We start from the raw sequence: 20,724 nt of genomic DNA, 5'->3' as shown, positions 1-20,724 counted from the left end.
TCGACCGACTCCCTCACCCGCTCGAGTATCCGCTCGTTCACCGTGCAGCGGGCAACAGAACCTGCTGCCCCTCCCGCAGGCCGGAGAGCACCTGGGTGCGGTCCGCCCCCACCTTGCCCGCCTCGAACGGCATCGGCTTCTGGGTCCCGTCGGCGTCCACGACCGTCACCGTCGGCCGGCCGTTCTCCTGGCGCACCGCCGAGGACGGCACGGTGAGCACGTTGTCGAGCTCCTCGGTCACGACGGTGGCACGCACCGTCTGACCGTCCTTGATCCGCGGGTCGCCCTTCTGGACGACGATCGTCGCGTAGTAGCTGACGACCCCGGAGATGGCCGTGCCGGTCGGGGCGACCGACAGCACCGTGCCCTCGAGCGTGACGTCCGGGACCGCGTCGACCGACACGTTCACCTTCTGGTTCGCCTGGATGGTCGCCGCGTCCGACTCGTTGAAGGGGACGACCACCTGGAACGCGTCGATGTTGTCGAGCACCAGGAACTGGGTGCCGCCGGGCCGGGCGGGGTTGGCGCCGACCCCGGCCGCGGCCTGCGCCGACGACGCGGAGTCCACCCCCGGGATGCCCGCGGAGCTACCCGGGGCGAGGGCGCTCGTGCCGCTGCTCGGCGACAGGTACTCACCCACCACGCCGTTGAGGGCCGAGACGGTGGCGGCCACCGGCGAGCGCAACGTCGCGTTGTCCACGTCGCGCTGCGCGGCGGCCACGGCCGCCTGCTGGCTCACGACGGCGCCGCGCTGCTCGTCGATGTCGAAGGGCCGGTCCGACTTCGCCGAGTCCGCGTTGTTGCGGGCGTTCACCACGCCCTGCTCCGCGTTCGCGATCGAGAGCTCGCCGCTGGCCCTCTGGTTGTCGCGCTGCTTCTCCGCGGACTCGACCGCGTTCTTGCTGACCACGACCTGCTGCTTGGCCTGCACGACCGCCTGCTTGTCCGCCGGGATGGCGCTGCAGGCGGTGGGGTTGCCCGTCGACACCAGCGGCTGCGACGAGAGGCTCGGGGCGAACACGCCCGACGACCCCTTGGTGCTGCCGTCGTCGTCCTCGTCGTCGTCCTGGCTGCCCTCGGTGCGCCGATTCCCCGCAGCGCTGTCGCTGTCGTCGGTGTCGCCGTCGTCGGTCGTGGGGCCGCTGTTGGACACCATGCCGTCGTCGTCGCCGCACGCCCTCTGGTCGGCGTGGAGCTTGTCCTCCGCCTTGTCCAGGGCCTTCTCGTCGATGTCGAGCTTGCGCTTGGCGTTGTCGATCTCCTGCTCGGCCGCGTCGAGGGCCTCGTCGGCCTGCTTGCGCGTCTTGTCCAGGATCTCCTGGGACGCGTCCAGCGAGTCCTCCGCACCGGAGGCGACCGGCGAGTTGGTCAGCCGGCCGAGGGCCGCCTGCTGCGAGTCGAGCTGCCCCTGCTGCTGCTGGAGCGCCTGGCGCAGGGCGAAGTCGTCGATCGTGGCGATCACCTGCCCCGGCTCGACGCGGTCACCGACCTTCACGAAGACGTTGGTGAGCTGGCCGCCGTTGGGAAAGCCCATGTTCTGCTGGCTGGCCGCGGTCATCGACCCGGTCCCGGACACCCCACTCGTCACCGCGGCACGCTCGACGGTGGCGGTGGTCGGTCTCCCGGACTCCTCGGTCGTACACGAGGCCAACAGCAGAACCGCCAGGGCACCGCAGCCCGCCACGCCGATCTGCTGCAGCCGTCCAGTCGGCACCCGCCGCCTGTTCATCCGCTGCACGCTCCCCTCCCCAAGATGCGGCACAATCACCACGCTCTGGAAACGAGAGAGGAGTCTCGCAGATACCGCTTCGCTCGATCGAGGGACCCCCGATCATGGGAAATAGCGCTCCGTGCTGATAGAACGCTGAGAACCAGTCAGGGAGGACGGCCGTGGGAGACGAGCAAGAGCCGCGTCTGCGGGCTGACGCGCGCCGCAACCGCGACCGTATCGTCGCCGCCGCCAAGACCTGGTTCGCCACGCACGGGCCCGAGGCGCCCACCGAGGAAATCGCCCGATCGGCTGGCGTCGCACCGGGCACGATGTACCGGCACTTCGCCGACCGGGAGGCCCTGATCCGGGCCGTCGCGGTGAACAACCTCGACCACGCGCTCGCCGAGGCCCACGCCGCCGTCGACGAGGAGGGCTCCGCGTGGGACGCCCTCGTGCGCATCCTGCGCCAGTCGCACGAGCTGCGGCTGTCCTTCCGGCTCCTCACCGCCTATCCCCACGTGCTCGCGGTCCTCAAGAAGGAACGCGAGGCCGACCGCGCCCGCCGGCAGATGGTCGACCTGCTCGACCGCGTGGTGCGCCGGGCACAGGCGGAGGGGACGCTGCGCTCCGACGTCGGCACCGGCGACGTCGCCGTGATGTTCGCGCTGCTGGCCCATCCGCTGTCCATCGAGTGGTCCGACACGGCGCAGCTGGCGTCGGAGCGCTGCATGGCGCTCCTCCTCGAGAGCCTCCGGGCCGGCGGATCGCACGTCACGCTGCCCGGACACCCCATCTGGCCGGAGCACATGACACCGCAGTGACCTCCTCGCCGCGCTCAGGCCGAGGCCGGGAGGCGGGACCGTTCGCCGGGGCCGATCTCCGGGTGGTCGTCGGAGGGATCCCAGCCGAGACCGGCCGTGGCCCGGGCCGTGGCGTAGAACCCCGCGGTGCCGGCCATCGACGTCCGCAGCGGCACACCCGGGTACCAGCGGGCCGCGAGCTCGGTGCTGGGCGTCGCGGTGGTCGTGCGGTCGGCCACGACGTGGTAGACGGCGTGGCCCGGGGTCGGGCGGAGCACCGCGAGCAGGCAGGCGGCCGCCGAGGCGTCGTACGACACCCAGCCCCACAGGTCCTTGCGGTTCCCCTCGTCCTGGCCGTTCCGCAGTGCCGACGCCTCGTCGTCGCGCAGGCCGTGCAGCCGCAGCGCGGAGAACGCGACGCCCGGCCGGCGGCGCGCGAACGCCGCCGACTGCTGCTCCACGATCCACTTCGAGAGGCTGTACGGGTCCTCGGCGTAGGTCGGGTGGTCCTCGTCCACCGGGAAGTGGTCGTAGCGCGGCGCGGCGCTGTAGACGCCGCCGATCGCGTTGATGCTCGACGCGAGGCAGACGCCGTCCAGCCCGTGCTCCTCGGCGGCGACCAGCACGTGGTAGGTGCCGTTCACGTTGACCCGGTGGACCTCCGGCTCCGGGTAGCGGGGGTGCACCAGCCCGCCCAGGTGGACCACGCACTGCGCTCCGGCGAGCGCGGCCCGGGCCTCGTCCAGGTCGGTGAGGTCGGCGGTGCGCCACTCCACCCGTCCGTCGGTCTCGCCCGCGACGCCGGGCAGGTCGGTCGCGATGACCTCGTGCCCGGCGCGCAGGGCCCGGGCGACGACGTGCCGGCCGAGCCGGCCCGCCGCGCCCGTCACAGCGATTCGCAAGGTCCTAGCTCCAGAGGCGGTCGTTGGCGTGCTCGCCGTCCCAGTGGGCGGTCTCGGCGAAGAACACCGGGTCGCGCGGGTCGAGGTGCTCGCGGAACAGCTCCTCGTTGATGTCGCCGAACCCGAGGCCGGGGGTGTCCGGCACCGTGATGAAGCCGTCCTGGATCAGCGGGCGGGGCAGGCCCGTGACCAGCTCGCTCCAGAACGGGACGTCCGCGGCGTGGTGCTCCAGCGCCAGGAAGTTCTCCGTGGCCGCCGCGAGGTGCACGGAGGCCATCGTGGCCACCGGCGACGCCGCGAGGTGCAGTGCCATCGCGACCCCGCGCTCCTGTGCGTAGTCCCCGAGCCGCTTGGTCTCGGCGATCCCGCCGGAGGTGGCGGGGTCCGGGTGCACGACGCGGATGGCGCCGGCGTCGAGGAGCGGCTTGAAGCCCTCGGTGAGGTAGATGTCCTCCCCGGTGCACGTCGGCACGGCCACGGCCTCCGTGAGCTGGCGCCACTGGTCGGTGTACTGCCAGGGGATGAGGTCCTCGATCCAGGCCAGCGTGAACGGTTCGAGGGCCCGCCCGATCCGGATGCACGAGTCGAGGGCGATGTGGCCGAAGTGGTCGGCCGCGAGCGCGACGTCGTAGCCGACGATCGATCGCACGGTGTCGACGTAGCTCGCCAGGTGCTCCACGCCCTTGGGCGTGACCTGGATCCCGGTGAACGGGTGCATCGTCGTGACGTCCTCGCGGGCGCCGGGTGGGACGACGAGCGTGCCGGGGACGTCCCAGAGCAGCGAGATGCCCACATCCATCTTGAGCATCGTGAAGCCGCGGCTCTTGCGCTCCAGCAGCCGCTCGCCCATCTCCTTCGGGTCCGACAGCGACGGCGTGTCGGCGTAGCACCGCACGGTGTCCCGGAACCTGCCGCCGACCAGCGCGTACGCGGGCACGCCGTACGCCTTGCCGGCCAGGTCCATCAGTGCCATCTCGACGCCGGACACGCCGCCGCCCTGGCGGCCGTGGTGCCCGAACTGCTTGATCTTGCGGAAGACCTTGTCGAGGTTGCACGGGTTCTCGCCGACGATGCGGCTCTTGAGCGCGAGCGCGTAGGTGGCGCTCGCGCCGTCGCGCACCTCGCCCCAGCCGACGAGCCCCTGGTTCGTGTCGATCCGCAGGATCGACGACCGGAACGGCACCCCGACCAGGTTCGCCACCCGCACATCGGTGATGCGCAGGTCGGTGGGCCGGGACCCGGTGCTGACGTACTCCTCGCTGATGGTGCTCGTGCTCGTCACGCGTTCTCCTTGCGCCACTGCTGGAAGTCGGCCTCGATGTCATCGGCCCAGGTCGGGACGTCGATCTGGGCGCTCGTGTAGCGACGCTCGGCCAGCGCCTGCTTGCCGAAGACGTCGCGGACGCGGGTGTCCTCGCTGGTGGCGGCCACCGCCTCGGCGAGGTGGGCGGGGATCACGGCGATGCCGGTCGGCGTGCCGAGGATGACGTCACCCGGCAGCACGGTGGCCCCGCCGATCCGGATCGGGATGTTGATCCCGGCCAGCGTCACCCCGCGGATCGGCGTCGGGTCGACAGCGCGGTGGAAGATGTTGACGCCACCGGGCAGCTGCTGCAGACCCTGCAGGTCGCGGATCCCGCCGTCGATGACCGCGCCCACACCGGTACGGGAGGCGACGGCCGTGCCCAGGTTGTCACCCACCACGGTGCCCTCGACGATCTTGCCGAAGATGTCGACCACCATGATGTCGCCGTTCTCGAGGGTCTCGATCACCCAGGAGTTCTGGCGGTCACCCTCCAGGTGCCCCTCCCGGGCGCCCGCGGCGACGACCACGGCGTCCAGGTCGGGGCGGTGCGGCAGGAACTGGGCCGTGACCGCCCGGCCGACGATCACGGTGCCCGGGTGCGTCTCGCGCCAGTCGCCCGCGAACTGCCGCACGTAGCCGGCCTGGAACAGGTGACCCCACGCCTCCTCCGTGGTGGCGAGCTTCAGGCTCGCCAGCACCTCGTCGGGCACGCGGGGCCGGCCCGACCCGAAGCGCTCACCGGTCCACGCCCCGGTGAGCTCCTCGAGATCGTCCTTGCCGGGATGGATGCGCACGTCCGCTTCGCCTTCTTCCTCTAGATCAGATCGGTCATTCCGTCAACGGTGGCTTTCAGCAGCGGCGCGTAGCCGAGCAGCTCGGCCCGGTCGACCGCGAACGTCACGGTCGAGATGCTCACGCCGCCGCGGGGCCGGCCCGTCCGGTCGAGGACGGCCGCGCCGAGGCAGCGCACGGTGGCCTCGTTCTCCTCGTCGTCGACGGCGAAACCGCGCTCGCGCACGGCGGCCAGCTCGGCGTGCAGGGCGGGGAGATCGGTGATCGTGGCCGGGGTCCTGGTCGGCATGCCGGACGAGGCCACGACCGCGTCCACCTCCTCGGGAGGCAGGTGCGCGAGGACCGCCTTCCCGATCGCCGTGCAGTGCAGCATCAGCTGGTTGCCCACCCTGGACCGCATCTCGTACGGCTTGTCGCTGTCGACCTTGTGCAGGTAGACGGCGTGGTCACCGACGCGGACCGCCAAGTGCACCGTGTTGCCGCCCGCGCCCTCCTGCAGCCGGCGCAGCGCGGGCACGACGCCGGCCGACACGACCGACACGATCTGCGCACCGAGCCCGGACAGGCGGCCCCCGACGCCGTAGCGCCCGTCGCCGCAGTTCTCCGCGAACCCCTCGGCCGTGAGCGTGGACAGCACGCGGTAGGCCGTGGAGCGGGGCACCGCCGCGCGCTCGGCCACGTCCATCAGCCGGTGCGGGCCGTCCGGCACGGCCAGCGCCTCCAGTATCCGCATCGCCTTCTCGACGGACGTGCCCGCTGCGCTGCTGCGGCCCCGGCGGGTGGGGAGAGCTGAGGTCATCCCTTCACAGCACCTGCAGTCAGTCCCTCGGTCAGGAACCGCTGGCCGAACGCGTACATGAGCACCACGGGAATGCTGATCAGCAGCGACGCCGCCGCCAGCTGGCCCTGCGGCACGACGTCGCCGAAGATCATCGACTGCATGCCGACGGGCAACGTCTTGTACTCGTCCCTGGTGATGAACACGAACGCGAAGAGGAACTCGTTCCACGCGTTCGTGAGGGTGAACAGCGCGACCGCGAGCAGCCCCGGCTTCGCCAGCGGCAGCACGATCCGCACGAACGCCCCGAACCGCGTGCACCCGTCGACCAGCGCCGACTCCTCGAGCTCGGCCGGGATCGACCGGAAGTAGCCCACGAGCAGCCACGTGGCGAACGGCAGCGTGAACGTCGGGTACGTGATCATGAGCGACCACAGTGAATCGTTCAGCCCGATGCCGCTCATCATCTGGTAGAGCGGGATGAACAGCAGCGCTCCGGGCATCACGTAGGTGAGCAGGATCGTCACCGTGAAGCTCTCCGAGCCGCGGAACTTCAGCCGGGCCAGCGCGTAGCCCGCCAGCGCGGCGCAGATCAGCGCGACCACGGTGGAGACCACCGACACCAGGACGGTGTTGATGTACCAGGTGCCGAACGCCCGGCCCGAGAAGAGGCTCGTGAACTGCTCCGTGCTCCACGGCGTGGGCCACAGGTCGTTGGTGCGCATGACGATCTGGTCGTCCGACTTGAAGGCCGTGACCGTCATCCAGTACAGCGGGGCGAGCACGAACGCCAGCAGGGCGACGAGCGCGAACCCCGAGCCGACGCCGTTCACCAACCGGGCCGCCGCCTGGTTGCCGCGCGCGGCGAGGGTGGAGACGATCCGGCCGACGGCGGCGGCGAGCAGGACGCACACACCCAGCACGAGCGCGGCCTTCCACACGATGTGCGGGGAGGCCCAGACGAGCAGCAGCACCGCGACGACGACCACCACCCACGGCATCGCCTTGCGCTGGGCCGGGGTGAGCCGGCTGCGCCCGAGGTCGCTCGTGCCGGGGCCGTCGCTGCGCCGCATCATGCGCACGAGGACCAGCACGAGGATGCCGACGATCGGCAGCATGACCAGGGTGACCGCGGCGCCCGCGCCCAGCTGCAGCTGCTGGATGGCCTTGGAGTAGGCCACCATCACGTACGGGGCCGTGGCGTCACCGGGCCCGCCCTGCGTCATGAGCCAGATCAGGTCGAAGTTGTTGAACGTCCAGATCGACGACAACAGCGTCGTCACGATCATGACGTGGCGCAGACCGGGCAGCGTGACGTGGCGGAAACGCTGCCACGGCGATGCGCCGTCGACCATGGCCGCCTCGTGCAGGCTGCCGTCGATCGCCTTGAGCCCGGCCAGGAAGGTCACCGTGAAGAACGGGATGCCCTTCCAGACGTTCACCAGGATGACCGCCGGCATCGCGAGCGCGGGGTCCGACAGCCACTCGGCGGGCCAGCTGTCGACGAGCCCGATCGCGGCGAGCACCGGCCCGATCCCGGAGTCGGTGAGCAGCACGTTGACGCTGCCGAAGATCGGGTCGAACAGCGACCGCCAGGTGAACGCCGTGACGACCGTCGGCACCACCCACGGCAGCAGGATGATGCCGGCGAGGACGGCCCGGCCACGCCGCATGTGGTGCAGCATCAGCGCCGCGATGAGACCGAGCGTGACCTTGAAGATCTCGGCGTAGGCGGTGAAGACGAACGAGTTGAGCACGCCGGTGTGGAACACCGTGTCGTGGACGAGCGCGGTGTAGTTGTCCAACCCGACGAAGACCGACTCCGCCCCGTGCCGCTCGGTGGTGCTGGTGATGACCGAGCTGACGATCGGGTACAGGATCAGCGCCGCGATCAGGACCCCGGTGGGTGCGAGGAACGCCGTGGCAAGGCGCCAGTCCCGCCCGAGCAGCCGCTGCGAGCCGCTGAGCGAGGACTGCCCGTCGGACGCCGGGCGGGTCGGCGCCGGCGGGCTCACAACGGTCACTGCTTGTAGCCCTGCTGCTCGAAGATCTGGACGATCCGGTTGTGGGTGTCGGCCACGGCGTCGGCCGGACGCGTGCCCTGGATGACCGACTGCATCATGTCGGTGAGCAGGTAGGCCGCGATGGCGGCCTGCTGGCCGGGGCTCGGCGGCTGCGGGAACTTGTAGCCGGTGGCGGTCGTGATCGGCAGCTCCTGCCGGGTCTGCTCGCGGATCGGGCCGAACGCCGGGTCACCGTTGGTGTAGTACGGGTCGGAGTCCCACACCTTGTCCCAGGACGGGTTCACCAGGCAGGGCGCCTCCTTCGCGACCCCGAGCAGGGCGGACCCGCTGACCATGAACTTCGCCACCTGCTTGGCGAGGTCCGGGTTCTTCGCCCCCTTGAACACGACGAAGGAGTTCGACTGGCCGTACGCGAGCGGCTTCTCGATCGCCGGACCCGACGCACCGTTGAACGGGTGGGTGTTCTCGTAGACCGGGTTGCCCTTGGTCTTCGAGTCGGCGTAGACGCTGTACTGGTTGTTGGTGAGCCCGATGATGTTCGCGAGCCAGTTCTCGTTGTTGCTGGAGTCGGTCCAGCTCTCGATCCCGGGCGGGAGCATGGGCTCGTACTTGGGGTTCGTGTAGATGTCGCCGATGAACGTGACGGCCTCGACGGTCTCCGGGGAGTTGAGCATCACCTTCTGCCCGGTGTTGTCCGCGATCGCGCCGCCGTAGGCGTTGATGACGGACTCGATGAACCCGTTGGCGTCACCGGAGCGGTTGACCGTGATGCCCCACCCGAAGCGCCGCTTCGACGGGTCGGACACCGCCAGCGCGTTGTCGCGCAGCTCCTCCCACGAGTAGACCGGCTTGATCGGGAGCCCCTTCTCCGCGTACCAGTCCTTGCGCAGGTACATCCCGGCCGCGATGAAGTGGTACGGGATCGCGAACCAGCGCCCGTCGAACACGCAGTAGTTGGTGGCCTCCGAGGCGGGCTCGCCGTAGAGCCCCTTCATCTCCTCGACCACGTCCGTGAGGTCGGTGAGGTCGCCGAGGTTGTGGAGCTGGCCGACGAACCGCTGGTCGCTCATGAACGCCAGGTCGCGGGCCGTGCCGGCCTTCACCTCGGCGTCCATCTTGGCGACCATGTCGCCGGAGTCGCCGGACACCAGGTCGTTCTGGACGGTGGTGCCGGTGGCCTGCGCGAAGGCCTGGAGCGACCGGTCGAGGGCCTGGTTGGCGGCATCGGAGTACAGCTTCTGGGAGAGCATCCCCACCGAGCCACCGCGGTACTGCGCCGCGGCGTCGAGGACTTCCTGCGGAACCTGGACGTCCACCTTGGGAGCGGCGGGCTCGCCGCCGCACGCGGTGAGCCCGACCGCGCCGAGCGCGCTCATTCCCAGGAACTTCCGCCTCGACCAAACGAGTCCGGACTTCTGTGCCATGACGACTCCTCCCGCGTCCTTGCGGTGGATCAGGTGTCTACGGGGTGACGGTGCTGCCGACGGGTCAGGAGGCACGAGCCCTTCGGGGGGACCCGCAGCCGCCCCTCTGCCAGGAGCGAGCTCTGCGCTTGCTTTTTACTTAGTGAAACGCCGTGCCGTGTAGTGCGATCGCGGTCACACTATGGGGGCCGGGGGACCGTGTCAACGGGTCATTTCGCCCGAGATCTCGCGCGTCCCGGGAAGGCCGTCGAAGAGGTCCGCCGCACCTCGCGGGCGCCACAGCGGAACACCCCCTTCGGCGGGGTTCTCGAGCTCGACGACCATGGCCCGCTCCGCCGAGTCGAGCGCCGCGAGGACGATCCGCATGTTCGCCACGCTCTGCGCGATCGTTCCCACCACCGGCCCGCCGTGGCGCACGGCGTCGGCGAAGTCGCAGAGCTCGGCGTAGTAGCCGTTGTCGATGCCGCGGAAGACGTCGCTCCCGGTGGTGCCGTCGGCCCGCAGCAGCGTCACGCGCCGCTCCGCCTCCGGCCCGGACAGCACCAGCACACCCTCCGTGCCGTAGAGGCGCATGTCGTTCGGCTCCTCCGGAACCGGCACCTCGGAGTAGCAGGCGGTGTAGTTGCCGATCGCGCCGCCGCTGAACGTCAGGTTCAGCGCGAGGTCCGACGGCGAGTCGATCGTGCTGTTGGCCCACTGCACCGCCCCGTGCACCCGGACCGCATCACCGCAGAGCATCCGGATCTGCGCGATGTCGTGCACACCCGCGTCGAGGTGGACCCCGCCGCGGTACTGCGGCTGCTGCCGCCACGGCGTGCTGGTGAACCGGCCCTCGCGCGGCACCAGCTGCCCGGCGCGCCGGTACGCCATCAGGTGCAGCTTGCCGATGGCACCGTCGTCGACCAGCGCGCGGGCGTGCCGGATGTCGTCGCGGTAGAAGTAGTTCTCCCCGACCAGCACGACCTGGCCCGGGAAGTCGCGCTCGAACGCCAGGAACGCCCTCGCCTGCTCCTCGTCGGTGCCGGTCGGCTTCTCGCAGAGCAGGTGCTTGCCCGCGACCAGCACGTCCCTCGCGATCCCGTAGAGCAGCGGGATCGGCACCGAGACCAGCACCGCGTCGACGTCGTCGCGGGCGAGCAGGTCGCGGTGGTCCTCGTGGAACCCGGCGGCGCCGACCCCGCTGTAGGCGGCGAACCGCGCCGCCTGCTCGGGCGACCGGTCGGCGTACGCCGTGACGACGAACCGATCCGGCATCCGGCGCAACGCCGGCCAGTGCAGCTTCTCTACCGCCAGCCCGGTGCCGATCAGGCCGAGCCGGATCCTCATCGCTGCCCCTCCTTCCGAGCGAGCAACGGGGCATTGCCCTGTACGTGGGTGCGCATGGCGGCCCGCGCGGCATCCGGGTCGCGGGACTCGAGCGCCCGGTAGATGAGCGCGTGCGCCGTGGTGGCGTTCGGCAGGCTCCCCTGGTTCGTCACCCGGCGGCTGGCGGTGCCCAGCCAACGCGCCGAGTACATGATCCGGTCGAGGATCCGGTTGTTCGCGGCCTGGCAGATCTCCATGTGGAACTCGTGGTCGACCTCGAGATAGGCGTCCGGGTCGGACTCGAGGCTCGCCATCCGGTCGAGCGCGTCACGCAGGCGGGCGAGGGTCTCGTCACTGATCTCGGCAGCGGCCATGGCCGCGAGTTCCGGCTCCAGCAGCTCGCGCATCTGGTGCAGCTCGCGCAGCAGACCGTCGACGTGCTCCTCGGGGAGCCACTCGGCGAGCAGGGGGCTCAGGTAGTCCCACTCCGCCTGCGGGCGGACGACGACCCGGCGCCCCTGGGCTATCTCGACGATGTCGAGCGACGCGAGGATCTTGAGCGTCTCCCGGGCCACCACCCGGGAGACGGCGAACTCACGCGAGATGTCCAGCTCGGACGGTGCACGGCCCGCCTCGATCTCCCCGTTGACGATCCGCCGGGTCAGGCGTGCGGCCACCTGCACCGGGAGGGTGCGGACCTTGACAACGTCCGCGGTCTCTTGTCTCCTCGGCATGTCATCAGCTTATATGACATGTGGCTTTTGTCACCTCTTCCAATGGAGGAAGCATGCGGATCGTCGACATCCGAACGGCAGTGGTCGCGTACCACGGCGAGGCCACGCTGGTGCGGATCGACACCGACGAGGGCATCACCGGCTACGGCGAGGCGAACCCGGACTCGGGTGCCGGCGGCGTCGTGGGGCTGATCGACAAGTTCAAGCACCTGCTGATCGGCGAGGATCCGCGCAACGTCGAGAGGTGCTGGGAGAAGCTGCGGCGCCGCGTCTTCGCGGGCCCGCAGGCCGGCGTGTTCGTGATCGCGCTCTCCGGCATCGAGCTGGCGCTGTGGGACATCGCCGGTAAGGCGGCCGGCCAGCCGGTGCACCGGATGCTCGGCGGGAAGTTCCGCGACCGGATCCGGATCTACGCCGACTGCGGCGACGGCGACGACCCGTCGGGCTCGATCTCCGGCTGCGTCGACCGCGCGCAGCGGATGGTCTCCGAGGGCTTCACCGCGATCAAGTTCGACATCGACGACCTGCACCACCCGGCCAAGTACGACGAGTTCAACCACACCGTGAACGCCGCCGAGCTGCGCTCGATGGTCGAGCGGGTGGCGGCCGTGCGCGAGGCGATCGGCCCGGACGTCGACCTCGCGATCGACCTGCACGCCCGGTACGACGTCCCGAGCGCCTGCAAGATCGCGTGGGCGCTGGAGCCGTTCGACCTCATGTGGCTCGAGGAGCCGGTCCCGGCCGAGAACATCGACGCGCTGGTCCGGGTGCGCGCGCAGACCCGCACCCCCATCTGCGTGGGCGAGAACCTCTACCTGCGGTGGGGCTTCCGGGAGCTGCTGGAGAAGGGCGCGGTCGACGTGATCGAACCGGACGTGCCAAAGTGCGGCGGCCTCGCCGAGGCCAAGAAGATCGCCAACCTCGCGGAGATGCACTACGTGCCGTTCGCCCCGCACCTGGTCTCCACGCCGCTGGGCACGATGGCCACGGCGCACCAGTGCGGCGCCATCCCCAACTTCCTCGTGCAGGAGTGGCACGCGCTCGAGGAACGCGAGGTCTGGGACAGCTACGTCCACGCCCCGGACGGCAGCGGCTCGATCGTCAAGGACGGCTACATCACCCTGCCCGACACCCCCGGCATCGGCGTCGAGCTCGACATGGACGGCGTCCGCAAGCACGCCGTCCCCGGCTTCGGGATCTTCGAATGACGGGGGCGGGCATGGACGTGGCCCAGACCGCGAAGCGGCTGAAGGCGCTCTACACGGCGGTGGCCTACGACATCATGGACGAGATGGGGCTGCCGCATCAGTGCCTCGACCTCGCGATCGCGCCGCTCGACCGCTCGATGCAGGTGGCCGGCCCCGCCTACACGGTCATGGCCGGGCCGGACATGCGCGAACGTTCCGAGATGCCGCCGAACACGAAGCTCGCCGACTTCGGCGTCTTCACGCAGATGTACGACGGCTGCGTGGTCGTCGTCGGCGCGGCGGGCGAGCGCCAGAGCGGCATCTGGGGCGAGCTCATGAGCAACGCCAGCCGCGCCCGCGGCGCCACCGGCGTCGTCATCGACGGCGGCATCCGCGACGGCCGGCTCGTCCGGGAGATCGACGGCCTCGGGGTCTTCGCCCGCTACACCTCGCCGATCGAGTCGCTGCGCCGCTCCCGGATCCGCGACATCGAGGTGCCGATCTCGATGACCGGCACCCTGACCAGCCAGGTGCGCGTGAACCCCGGCGACTGGATCTTCGGCGACGAGGACGGCGTCCTCGTCATCCCGAAGGACGCCCTCGACGAGGTACTGGCGAAGTCCGAGGAGGCCAAGGACATCGAGGACAAGGTCCGCGAGGAGGTGCAGGCCGGCGTCCCCGTGATCGACGTCTACAACAAGTACGGGCGGTTGTAGCAGCACCCCGATCGCTGGCCGAACGGCACTTTCGTCCCAAAAGTTGGTACGAACGTGCCGTTCGGCCAAGCATTTCCAGGAGCCTGCCCGCATCGCTATGGTCTGATCCGTGGACTTCGGGTCGGTTGCGGACTGGGTGAACGCCGTAGGAACGCTCGGCGCTTTCGGTGCCGCCCTGTTCGCCGGAATCGTGGCCGTCCGCAGCTACCGGACCCAGCAAAGGTCGATCGATCGTCAGCTGGCCGCCCATACCGAAGACCAAAACCGGCGGGTGCAGGGCGAACGCCAGTCGCAGGCGAGCAAGATAGCGGTTTGGGTGAATCGTGGGCGGCACCGCTGGACCGTGCACGCAGCGAACACCAGCGGCCTACCCGTCTACCGCCTCACGGTGCGCATATCAGGCGAGGAACCTCCGTTCTCGGTTGCGATAGAACGAGGCACGCAGGACCCCATCCCGGCCGATACCGCTCACAAACTCACCAACGCCCTGCGCGTCGTGCTCGATCAACGCAACGCCCTCCACATGGAGCCGAACAAGCTGCACGTCGCGATCACCTTCACCGACGCGGCCGGGATCCGCTGGCGACGAGACGAGCGCGGGAAGCTCGACGAGGTGCCGGACTCCTTCGACTTCGGCGAAGTCGATGAACGGCTGATCGACAGGCTGGTTCCGAGGCACGACCACCGAGACGACCGGGGGATCCTCTGACTCGGAACCCCGACCCACCGCCGCCGCGCAGATGCGGGCCAGGTCCTCTTCGCCCGTGCCGGAGCGCGGCATCGTGTAGCTCAGTTCGGGGCCAGGCACAGGATGTAGCCGTCCAGCCCACTGCCGCGCTGGATGCCCGACGTCGCTCCCGGCGAGGACCCGCAGGCCATGTCGATACACGCCCATGATCGGCGGATCGGCGCATTCTCGGGCCATATTCGCCCGCTTTCGCGCCGAAGCAACGATCATGGCCGTGCCATCGGGTGCCGATCAGCCCGCCGCGGCCGCGGCCACCGCGGCCGCGCAGATACGGGCCAGGTCCTCGTCGTCCGTGACGTAGGGCGGCATCGTGTACACCAGGTCGCGGAACGGGCGCAGCCACACACCCTCCCGCACGGCGGCGGCGCCCGCCGCGGCCACGTCGACCTCGTGGTCGAGCTGCACCACCCCGATGGCGCCGAGTGCGCGCACGTCGCGCACCCCGGGCAGGTCGCGGGCCGGTTCCAGGCCGGCGTGCAGCCCCTTCTCGATCCGGGCCACCCCGCCGCGCCAGTCGCCGCCGAGCAGCAGGCCGAGCGACGCGTTCGCCGCCGCGGCGGCGAGCGGGTTGCCCATGAAGGTGGGCCCGTGCGCGAGCACGGACAGCTCGCCGCGGGAGATCCCGTCCGCCACCTCGGGCGTGCACAGGGTGGCGGCCATCGACAGGTATCCGCCGGTGAGGGCCTTGCCGACGCACATGACGTCCGGGCTCACGCCGGCGTGGTCGGCACCGAACAGCTCGCCGGTGCGCCCGAACCCGGTGGCGATCTCGTCGAACACCAGCAGGACGTCGTGGGCGTCCGCGAGCTCGCGCAGGGCCTGCAGGTAGCGCGGCGAGTGGAACCGCATGCCGCCCGCGTTCTGCACCACGGGCTCGACGACCACCGCCGCCACCTCGTGCGCGTGCCGCTCGAGCACGTCCGCGAGGTGCTCGACGTAGGCGGGCTCGAAGTCCCGGGGCGGGGCGTCGGCGAATACCTGCTCCGGCAACGCGCCGGCCCAGATGTGGTGCATCCCGCCGTCCGGGTCGCAGACGGACATCGGGTGCCAGGTGTCGCCGTGGTAGCCGCCGCGCCAGGTGAGCAGGCGCTGCCGCTCCGGGCGGCCGCGGGACCGCCAGTACTGCAGGCACATCTTGATCGCGACCTCGACGGAGATCGACCCCGAGTCGGCGAGGAAGACGTGCTGCAACGGCTCGGGAGTGACCTCCACGAGCGTCGTGGCCAGCCGGATCGCCGGCTCGTGGGTGAGCCCGCCGAACATGACGTGGCTCATCCGGCCGACCTGGTCGCGCACGGCCTCGTCCAGCACCGGGTGGGCGTAGCCGTGGATGGCCGACCACCACGACGCCATCCCGTCGACCAGCTCGCGCACCCCGTCCACCGGCTCCGCGAGGCGCAGCCGCACCCCGGCGGCGGACTCCACCAGGTAGGGCGCCCGCACCCCGGGCATCGGCGAGTAGGGGTGCCAGACGTGTTTCCGGTCCAGGTCGAGCAGCTGGGCGGCGGTGAGTTCACCGGTGGGCACGGGGCCTCCTCGGTCGTTGGCCGGGCACGGTGACGATGCCAGCTCGCACCCTTGCCCGGGACGGGCGCCCCACCGTCCACTAGAATCTGGAGCGTTCGCTCAGGTTTCTGCTCCGGAGGTCCCTGTGCCCTGGCTCTTCCTCGCCGGCGCCATCGTCACCGAGGTGATCGCGACCACCGCGCTCAAGATCTCCGAGGGCTTCAGCAGGCCCGTCCCGTCGATCATCGTGGTGGTCGGCTACATCGCGGCGTTCGGCCTGCTGTCGCAGGCGCTCGTACGCGGCCTGGCGATCGGCGTGGCCTACGGCGTGTGGGCGGCGCTCGGCGTGGCGCTCGTCGCGGTCGTCGGGGCCGCGTTCTTCGGCGAGGGCCTGACGGCGGTGCAGATCGGCGGCATCGCGCTCGTGATCGCCGGGGTGCTCGCCCTCGAACTGGGGGCGGCACACTGACCACCGACGGACGCAGGCGCAAGGGCGAGCAGCGCCGCAGGCAGCTCCTCGACGCCACGATGCGCGTGATCGAGCGGGCCGGGGTCGCGGCCGTCAGCCAGCGGGTGGTGGCCCAGGAGGCGGGCGTCCCGCCCAGCGCCGTCACCTACTACTTCCCCGCCGTCGACGACCTCCTCGTCGCGGCGCTCGCCGACTGCAACGACTGCTATCTGCGCGAGCTCGACGAGTGCGCCCGCGATCCCGATCCGATCGCGGCGCTCGCACGCCTGATCACCGACGGCACCGGGGCGAGCCGGGCATACGTCGCGGCCGAGTACGAGCTCTTCCTGATGGCGGCCCGCCGGCCGGAGCTGCAGCCGGAGGCCGCCCGCTGGACGGCCGCCGTCGACGCCTTCCTCACGCCGCACACCCGCAACCCGATCGCGCGCGCCGGTGCGGCCGCGGCGATCGACGGCCTGCTCCTGCGCTGCTTCGTCGCGGAGGCCCCGCCGAGCGCCGACGAGGTGCACCAGGTGCTCGCTCGACTGCTCGGGGGATAGCCCGTTGCGACGAACGGCACTCCCGTTCGATAGGTCGGACGGAAGTGCCGTTCGTGCAACAGAAGGTCGGGGCTCGGGCGGATCGGGGCCTGGTGATCGATCCCAGATGCGGGAATTTGCCCTCACTAGGGCGTTGCGCGTGGTCTCGTAGCGATCAAGGTCGCAGGATCGGTCCGAGTTGCGGTGGATCGCCCTGCCCGAGGCGTTGAGCGGGGTCTCGCAACGATCATGCCGCCGAGTCCACGTCCGAGGCGGGCCCCACCTCACGGCTTCACCGACGCCTCCGAGCCGCGGGCGCAGCTGAACCCCGCCGGCCTACATCGAGGGCAGGATGCGCTCGACGACGTCGGTGACCAGGTCGTGGACCTGCTCCTCCGGGAAGACGTCGGGCAGGGTGAGCTGCTCGAGGATCAGCCAGTTGAGCGCGAGGTAGAGCGCCACCACCGTGGTGGCGTCGCCCGGCAGCCCGGCCTCCTCGTGGTAGCGGATGTTGGCGTCGACGTCGGCGCGGATCCGCTTGCTGAGCAGCGCGCGCAGCTCGGGCCGGCGGGTGCTCTCCAGGCGCAGCTCGAGGAGCGCCAGGTAGCCGGAGCGGAACGCGCTCACGCGCTCCACGACGTCGTGCATCAGCTCGGTGACGCGGTCGCGGTCCCGGGGCTCGGAGAGCCCGGCGGTGATCGTGGCGGCGTCGGGCTCCAGCCGTTCGTAGAAGCGGATCCCCACCTGGGTGAGCAGCTCGTCGCGGCTGCTGAAGTAGTTCGACGCCGTGCCGACGGGCACCTGCGCCTCCGTGTCGACGGCTCGGAAGGTCAGCCCCCGCGCCCCCTCCCTGGCGAGCACCTCGATCGCCGCGTCCAGGAGCGTCGCCCGCCGGGCCGGGTTCTGCCGCATCCGCATCTCCTCCTGTTGACACCACTTCAGATGTAGTACTACGTTCACACCACTACAAGTAGAGTAGTACAGAGGAGGCGCTCGTGCGAAGGCTCGTCTACTACGTCGGTATGACCATCGACGGCTTCATCGCCGCCCCGGACGGGAATGCCGACTTCTTCCCGGTCACCCCGGACGTGGTCGAGTTCATCGTCGGCTCCTACCCCGACGCCCTGCCCACCCACATCCGCGAGCAGCTTGGGGTGGACGTCCCGAACCCGAACTTCGACGTCGGCGTGCAGGGGCGCACGACGTTCCAGCCGGCCCTCGACATCGGCGTGACCAGCCCGTTCGCACACCTGCAGCAGATAGTGGTGTCCACGAGCATGGCCGGGAGCCCCGACCCCGCCGTCGAGGTCGTCTCGTCCGGCATCGCCGAACGGATCCGGAAGCTCAAGGCCGAGGACGGCAAGGACATCTACCTGATGGGCGGATCCAGGCTGGCGGGGTCGCTGCTCGCCGAGATCGACTCGCTCGTCCTGAAGGTCTACCCGCTGGTGGCCGGGGCCGGGATCCCCCTGTTCACCACGGACTTCAGCCCCACCGCCTTCACGCTGGCCGGAACGCGGACCCTCGAGGGCGGAACGGTGATCCTCGACTACGACCGGACCTGATCCGGCACCGGCCCCAACCGATTCGCGTCCCCACCGGTCGTCCCCGTCACAACGAGGAACTCCGAGGGAGAGCGACCATGATGTCCATCCGTTCCATGATCACCCGGGCGACCGTCGGCGTGGCACTCGCGAGCGGCGTCATGGTTCTCGGCGCGGCCCCGGCGAACGCCGGCCCGAACTCGTGGGCCGCGATCGCGATCTCCGTCGAGACCGGCAACATCGGCTACGCCTACGAACAGCCCTCCGGCGCCGCCGCGGCGAGCGCCGCGGTGAACGGCTGCGACGCGAGCGACTGCCAGGAGGCGGTGCGCGTGACGAACGGATGCGCGGCGGTGGCACAGGCGCGGAACCTCGCGTGGGGCTGGGCGTACGCCGCCTCCCTGGACGAGGCCAAGAGCGAGGCGGTCCGCTCGACCCCGGGCAAGGGCGCGCGCGTGCTGGCCTACGCCTGCAGCGGCGCGTACCGCTGAGTCCTAGGGTGGGGACGTGACTCGCGTCGACGTCGAAATCAGCACCCCCGACGGCACCGCTCCCGCCTCCCTGCACCTGCCCACCGGCGACGGGCCATGGCCCGGGGTGCTGCTCCTCCCGGACGCGGGCGGGCTGCGGGAGACGATGCGCGTGATGGCCGACCGGCTCGCAGGCATGGGCTACGTGACCCTGGTGCCGGACGTCTACCACCGCGAAGGCGACTGGCCGCCGTTCGACGTGGCGACCGTGTTCACCGACCCGGACGAGCGGGCCCGGCTGGGCCGGTACATGGGCAGCCTCACGCCGGAGCTGATCACCTCGGACACCGGCGCCTACCTCGACTTCCTGCTGGCGCGTCCCGAGGTCACCGGCGCCGCGGCCGGCACCACGGGCTACTGCATGGGCGGCCGGCTCTCGATGATCACGGCCGGCGCGCACCCCGACAAGGTCGCCGCGGCGGCGTCGTTCCACGGCGGGGGGATCGCCGTGGCGGACGACCCGCACAGCCCGCACCTCGCAGCCGGCCGCATCACCGCCACCGTGTACGTCGCCGGGGCGGAGGAGGACGACCACTTCACCCCGGAGCAGGCGCGGCTGCTCGACACGGCGCTCACCGATGCCGGCGTGCGGCACACCGTGGAGTTCTACCCCGCGAAGCACGGGTTCGCGGTGCCGGACAACCCCACGTACGACACGGCCGCCGAGGAGCGGCACTGGAAGGCGCTCGAGACGCTCTACGGGTCCGTGCTGCAGGCCTGACCCACGCCGCGCCGCACCCACTCGACGACGCGGCGCGCGGTCTCGGCGAGCTCGACCGCGGTGGTGTCGAGCAACTCGACGGGCGGGTCGAGGGTCGGCCCCTCCCGGCTCAGCCAGTCGTTGAACTCCACCGTCTCCGCGATGCGCAGCTCGTCCCAGCCGCGCCACGCCGGGCGAGCACGCAGCCGGGACCGCAGCGCGTCGGGGTCGGCCACCAGCGCCAGGTAGTGGATCTCCCCGACGAAGGCGCGCTCCGGCCGCCGCTCGAACTGCTCCGGCACGACCGTGCCGACGAGCACCACCGGGCGCCCGCCCTGGTGGATCATCCCGGCCATCCGCAGCCAGGTCCGGCGGAAGTCCGCGAAGTCGTCGGCCGGGTGCTGCAGGCCGGCGGCCCAGAGGACGTCCTGCTCGACCACCACCGCCGTGTCCGCGAGGGACTGCGGGAGCAGGCGGGCCACCGTCGACTTGCCCGCCCCGCTCGGGCCGGTGAGCGCGAACAGCGGCAGCCGCCGGAACGGCTGCCGGTGTCCGCACTCCCCGCAGATCAGCACCGGCGCGTCGGGTGCGACGACCGGGTTCGCGAACCGGACGCCACAGCCGAGGCAGATCTGCAGGTCGACCGGGCGTAGTTCCTCGCTCAGCGCTGTCTGCTCGCTCAGCCGAACAGCTCGTCGAGGAAGCCCTTGCGGCGCTTGTGCCCCTTGTGGTGCCCGTACGGCGGCGGCGAGTCGCTGTAGTGGCCGCGCTGTTGCCCGTAGGGCGGCGGGGAGTCGCTGTAGTGCCCGCGGTGCCGCTGGTGAGGAGGAGGTGAGTCGGCGTAATGGGGCCGAGAGCCCCCGTGGCCGCCGTAGAAGCTCTGTTCCGCGTTGGCGATCTGCTCGAGCTCGCCGCGGTCGAGGAAGATCCCTCGACAACCCTGGCACTGCTCGATGTGTACGCCACGCCGGTCGACGGTGTGCATCAGGTTCTGACACTTCGGACAGATCACCCAACTGAGGGTAGCGCG

The 20,724-nt window shown here is 70.7% G+C and carries 22 protein-coding genes; 9 read left to right on the top strand and 13 right to left on the bottom strand.

The features are described from left to right. Positions 1 to 37: 37 nt before the first annotated feature. A complete protein-coding gene (locus ACU436_RS19910) occupies positions 38 to 1,729 on the bottom strand; it encodes an HlyD family efflux transporter periplasmic adaptor subunit (RefSeq protein ID WP_459027368.1) in 1,692 nt (563 codons plus the stop codon). A gap of 161 nt (positions 1,730 to 1,890) precedes the next feature. Between ACU436_RS19910 and ACU436_RS19905 the strand changes: the two genes are divergently transcribed. Next, complete coding sequence (locus ACU436_RS19905) at positions 1,891 to 2,532, top strand: TetR/AcrR family transcriptional regulator (protein ID WP_459027366.1); 642 nt, start codon at positions 1,891 to 1,893, stop codon at positions 2,530 to 2,532. 14 nt (positions 2,533 to 2,546) lie between these two features. On the opposite strand, the gene ACU436_RS19900 is transcribed toward ACU436_RS19905, so the two are convergent. The 8 genes from ACU436_RS19900 to ACU436_RS19865 all read right to left on the bottom strand — a co-directional run bounded on the left by ACU436_RS19900 (position 2,547) and on the right by ACU436_RS19865 (position 11,776). Continuing rightward, on the bottom strand, positions 2,547 to 3,413 hold the full coding sequence (locus ACU436_RS19900) for an NAD-dependent epimerase/dehydratase family protein (RefSeq protein WP_459027364.1): 867 nt from the start codon (positions 3,411 to 3,413) through the stop codon (positions 2,547 to 2,549). 4 nt (positions 3,414 to 3,417) lie between these two features. Next, positions 3,418 to 4,695, bottom strand: coding sequence for a mandelate racemase/muconate lactonizing enzyme family protein (locus ACU436_RS19895; RefSeq protein WP_459027363.1), 1,278 nt, complete (start codon positions 4,693 to 4,695; stop codon positions 3,418 to 3,420). Beyond that, positions 4,692 to 5,513, bottom strand: coding sequence for an RraA family protein (locus ACU436_RS19890; protein WP_459027362.1), 822 nt, complete (start codon positions 5,511 to 5,513; stop codon positions 4,692 to 4,694). Before ACU436_RS19890 ends, ACU436_RS19895 begins: the two co-directional genes overlap by 4 nt. 20 nt (positions 5,514 to 5,533) lie before the next feature. Next, positions 5,534 to 6,310, bottom strand: a complete 777-nt coding sequence (locus tag ACU436_RS19885; RefSeq protein ID WP_459027360.1) for an IclR family transcriptional regulator — start codon at positions 6,308 to 6,310, stop codon at positions 5,534 to 5,536. Then, positions 6,307 to 8,304, bottom strand: coding sequence for an ABC transporter permease (locus ACU436_RS19880; protein ID WP_459027358.1), 1,998 nt, complete (start codon positions 8,302 to 8,304; stop codon positions 6,307 to 6,309). Before ACU436_RS19880 ends, ACU436_RS19885 begins: the two co-directional genes overlap by 4 nt. 5 nt (positions 8,305 to 8,309) lie before the next feature. Continuing rightward, entirely contained in the window at positions 8,310 to 9,737 is a 1,428-nt protein-coding gene (locus ACU436_RS19875; RefSeq protein WP_459027356.1) for an extracellular solute-binding protein, read from the bottom strand. Between the two features lie 201 nt (positions 9,738 to 9,938). Continuing rightward, positions 9,939 to 11,063: a Gfo/Idh/MocA family protein gene (locus tag ACU436_RS19870; protein WP_459027354.1), complete on the bottom strand. Its 1,125-nt coding sequence runs from the start codon at positions 11,061 to 11,063 to the stop codon at positions 9,939 to 9,941. After that, the gene (locus tag ACU436_RS19865) at positions 11,060 to 11,776 is read right to left on the bottom strand and encodes a FadR/GntR family transcriptional regulator (RefSeq protein ID WP_459027352.1); all 717 of its coding nucleotides are present in this window, start codon (positions 11,774 to 11,776) and stop codon (positions 11,060 to 11,062) included. Before ACU436_RS19865 ends, ACU436_RS19870 begins: the two co-directional genes overlap by 4 nt. A gap of 53 nt (positions 11,777 to 11,829) precedes the next feature. Between ACU436_RS19865 and ACU436_RS19860 the strand changes: the two genes are divergently transcribed. The 3 genes from ACU436_RS19860 to ACU436_RS19850 all read left to right on the top strand — a co-directional run bounded on the left by ACU436_RS19860 (position 11,830) and on the right by ACU436_RS19850 (position 14,388). Continuing rightward, the gene (locus tag ACU436_RS19860) at positions 11,830 to 12,984 is read left to right on the top strand and encodes a mandelate racemase/muconate lactonizing enzyme family protein (protein WP_459027350.1); all 1,155 of its coding nucleotides are present in this window, start codon (positions 11,830 to 11,832) and stop codon (positions 12,982 to 12,984) included. Further along, the gene (locus ACU436_RS19855) at positions 12,981 to 13,679 is read left to right on the top strand and encodes an RraA family protein (protein WP_459027349.1); all 699 of its coding nucleotides are present in this window, start codon (positions 12,981 to 12,983) and stop codon (positions 13,677 to 13,679) included. Before ACU436_RS19860 ends, ACU436_RS19855 begins: the two co-directional genes overlap by 4 nt. Before the next feature lie 109 nt (positions 13,680 to 13,788). Next, entirely contained in the window at positions 13,789 to 14,388 is a 600-nt protein-coding gene (locus ACU436_RS19850) for a hypothetical protein (RefSeq protein ID WP_459027347.1), read from the top strand. 270 nt (positions 14,389 to 14,658) lie between these two features. On the opposite strand, the gene ACU436_RS19845 is transcribed toward ACU436_RS19850, so the two are convergent. Then, positions 14,659 to 15,879 (bottom strand): adenosylmethionine--8-amino-7-oxononanoate transaminase, encoded by a 1,221-nt coding sequence (locus ACU436_RS19845; RefSeq protein ID WP_459028157.1) that lies wholly within the window; start codon positions 15,877 to 15,879, stop codon positions 14,659 to 14,661. Between the two features lie 199 nt (positions 15,880 to 16,078). On the opposite strand from ACU436_RS19845, the gene ACU436_RS19840 reads away from it, so the two are divergent. Both ACU436_RS19840 and ACU436_RS19835 read left to right on the top strand, forming a co-directional pair. Beyond that, a complete protein-coding gene (locus tag ACU436_RS19840) occupies positions 16,079 to 16,402 on the top strand; it encodes a DMT family transporter (RefSeq protein ID WP_459027345.1) in 324 nt (107 codons plus the stop codon). Between the two features lie 59 nt (positions 16,403 to 16,461). Further along, positions 16,462 to 16,941, top strand: coding sequence for a TetR/AcrR family transcriptional regulator (locus ACU436_RS19835; protein WP_459027344.1), 480 nt, complete (start codon positions 16,462 to 16,464; stop codon positions 16,939 to 16,941). A gap of 315 nt (positions 16,942 to 17,256) precedes the next feature. On the opposite strand, the gene ACU436_RS19830 is transcribed toward ACU436_RS19835, so the two are convergent. Continuing rightward, complete coding sequence (locus tag ACU436_RS19830) at positions 17,257 to 17,832, bottom strand: TetR/AcrR family transcriptional regulator (protein WP_459027342.1); 576 nt, start codon at positions 17,830 to 17,832, stop codon at positions 17,257 to 17,259. An 83-nt stretch (positions 17,833 to 17,915) separates the two neighbouring features. Between ACU436_RS19830 and ACU436_RS19825 the strand changes: the two genes are divergently transcribed. From ACU436_RS19825 to ACU436_RS19815, 3 genes are all read left to right on the top strand, one after another. Further along, positions 17,916 to 18,485 carry a dihydrofolate reductase family protein gene (locus ACU436_RS19825; RefSeq protein ID WP_459027340.1) on the top strand — a complete coding sequence of 190 codons (570 nt, stop codon included), beginning with the start codon at positions 17,916 to 17,918 and terminating at the stop codon, positions 18,483 to 18,485. 77 nt (positions 18,486 to 18,562) lie between these two features. After that, positions 18,563 to 18,955 (top strand): DUF4189 domain-containing protein, encoded by a 393-nt coding sequence (locus tag ACU436_RS19820; protein ID WP_459027338.1) that lies wholly within the window; start codon positions 18,563 to 18,565, stop codon positions 18,953 to 18,955. 16 nt (positions 18,956 to 18,971) lie between these two features. Continuing rightward, positions 18,972 to 19,715, top strand: coding sequence for a dienelactone hydrolase family protein (locus tag ACU436_RS19815; protein ID WP_459027336.1), 744 nt, complete (start codon positions 18,972 to 18,974; stop codon positions 19,713 to 19,715). Here ACU436_RS19815 and ACU436_RS19810 read toward each other — a convergent pair. Together ACU436_RS19810 and ACU436_RS19805 are read right to left on the bottom strand one after the other, a co-directional pair. Continuing rightward, complete coding sequence (locus ACU436_RS19810) at positions 19,691 to 20,359, bottom strand: AAA family ATPase (protein ID WP_459028155.1); 669 nt, start codon at positions 20,357 to 20,359, stop codon at positions 19,691 to 19,693. The two genes, ACU436_RS19815 and ACU436_RS19810, sit on opposite strands and share 25 nt — an antisense overlap. Before the next feature lie 14 nt (positions 20,360 to 20,373). After that, positions 20,374 to 20,706, bottom strand: coding sequence for a TFIIB-type zinc ribbon-containing protein (locus ACU436_RS19805; RefSeq protein ID WP_459027334.1), 333 nt, complete (start codon positions 20,704 to 20,706; stop codon positions 20,374 to 20,376). Positions 20,707 to 20,724: the final 18 nt, after the last annotated feature.

It is taken from the genome of Pseudonocardia wallangbongensis (genome assembly GCF_054486945.1).
The sequence above is the reverse complement of the archived record's forward strand: the minus strand, read 5'-3'. Positions and strand labels throughout refer to the sequence as shown.

Bases quoted from the DNA above. Each gene is read 5' to 3' on its own strand.
- ACU436_RS19910 (WP_459027368.1), bottom strand. From the start codon at position 1,729: ATGAACAGGCGGCGGGTGCCGACTGGACGGCTGCAGCAGATCGGCGTG.
- ACU436_RS19870 (WP_459027354.1), bottom strand. From the start codon at position 11,063: ATGAGGATCCGGCTCGGCCTGATCGGCACCGGGCTGGCGGTAGAGAAG.
- ACU436_RS19855 (WP_459027349.1), top strand. From the start codon at position 12,981: ATGACGGGGGCGGGCATGGACGTGGCCCAGACCGCGAAGCGGCTGAAG.
- ACU436_RS19830 (WP_459027342.1), bottom strand. From the start codon at position 17,832: ATGCGGCAGAACCCGGCCCGGCGGGCGACGCTCCTGGACGCGGCGATC.
- ACU436_RS19865 (WP_459027352.1), bottom strand. From the start codon at position 11,776: ATGCCGAGGAGACAAGAGACCGCGGACGTTGTCAAGGTCCGCACCCTC.
- ACU436_RS19845 (WP_459028157.1), bottom strand. From the start codon at position 15,879: ATGCCCGGGGTGCGGGCGCCCTACCTGGTGGAGTCCGCCGCCGGGGTG.
- ACU436_RS19835 (WP_459027344.1), top strand. From the start codon at position 16,462: ATGCGCGTGATCGAGCGGGCCGGGGTCGCGGCCGTCAGCCAGCGGGTG.
- ACU436_RS19860 (WP_459027350.1), top strand. From the start codon at position 11,830: ATGCGGATCGTCGACATCCGAACGGCAGTGGTCGCGTACCACGGCGAG.
- ACU436_RS19875 (WP_459027356.1), bottom strand. From the start codon at position 9,737: ATGGCACAGAAGTCCGGACTCGTTTGGTCGAGGCGGAAGTTCCTGGGA.
- ACU436_RS19820 (WP_459027338.1), top strand. From the start codon at position 18,563: ATGATGTCCATCCGTTCCATGATCACCCGGGCGACCGTCGGCGTGGCA.
- ACU436_RS19885 (WP_459027360.1), bottom strand. From the start codon at position 6,310: ATGACCTCAGCTCTCCCCACCCGCCGGGGCCGCAGCAGCGCAGCGGGC.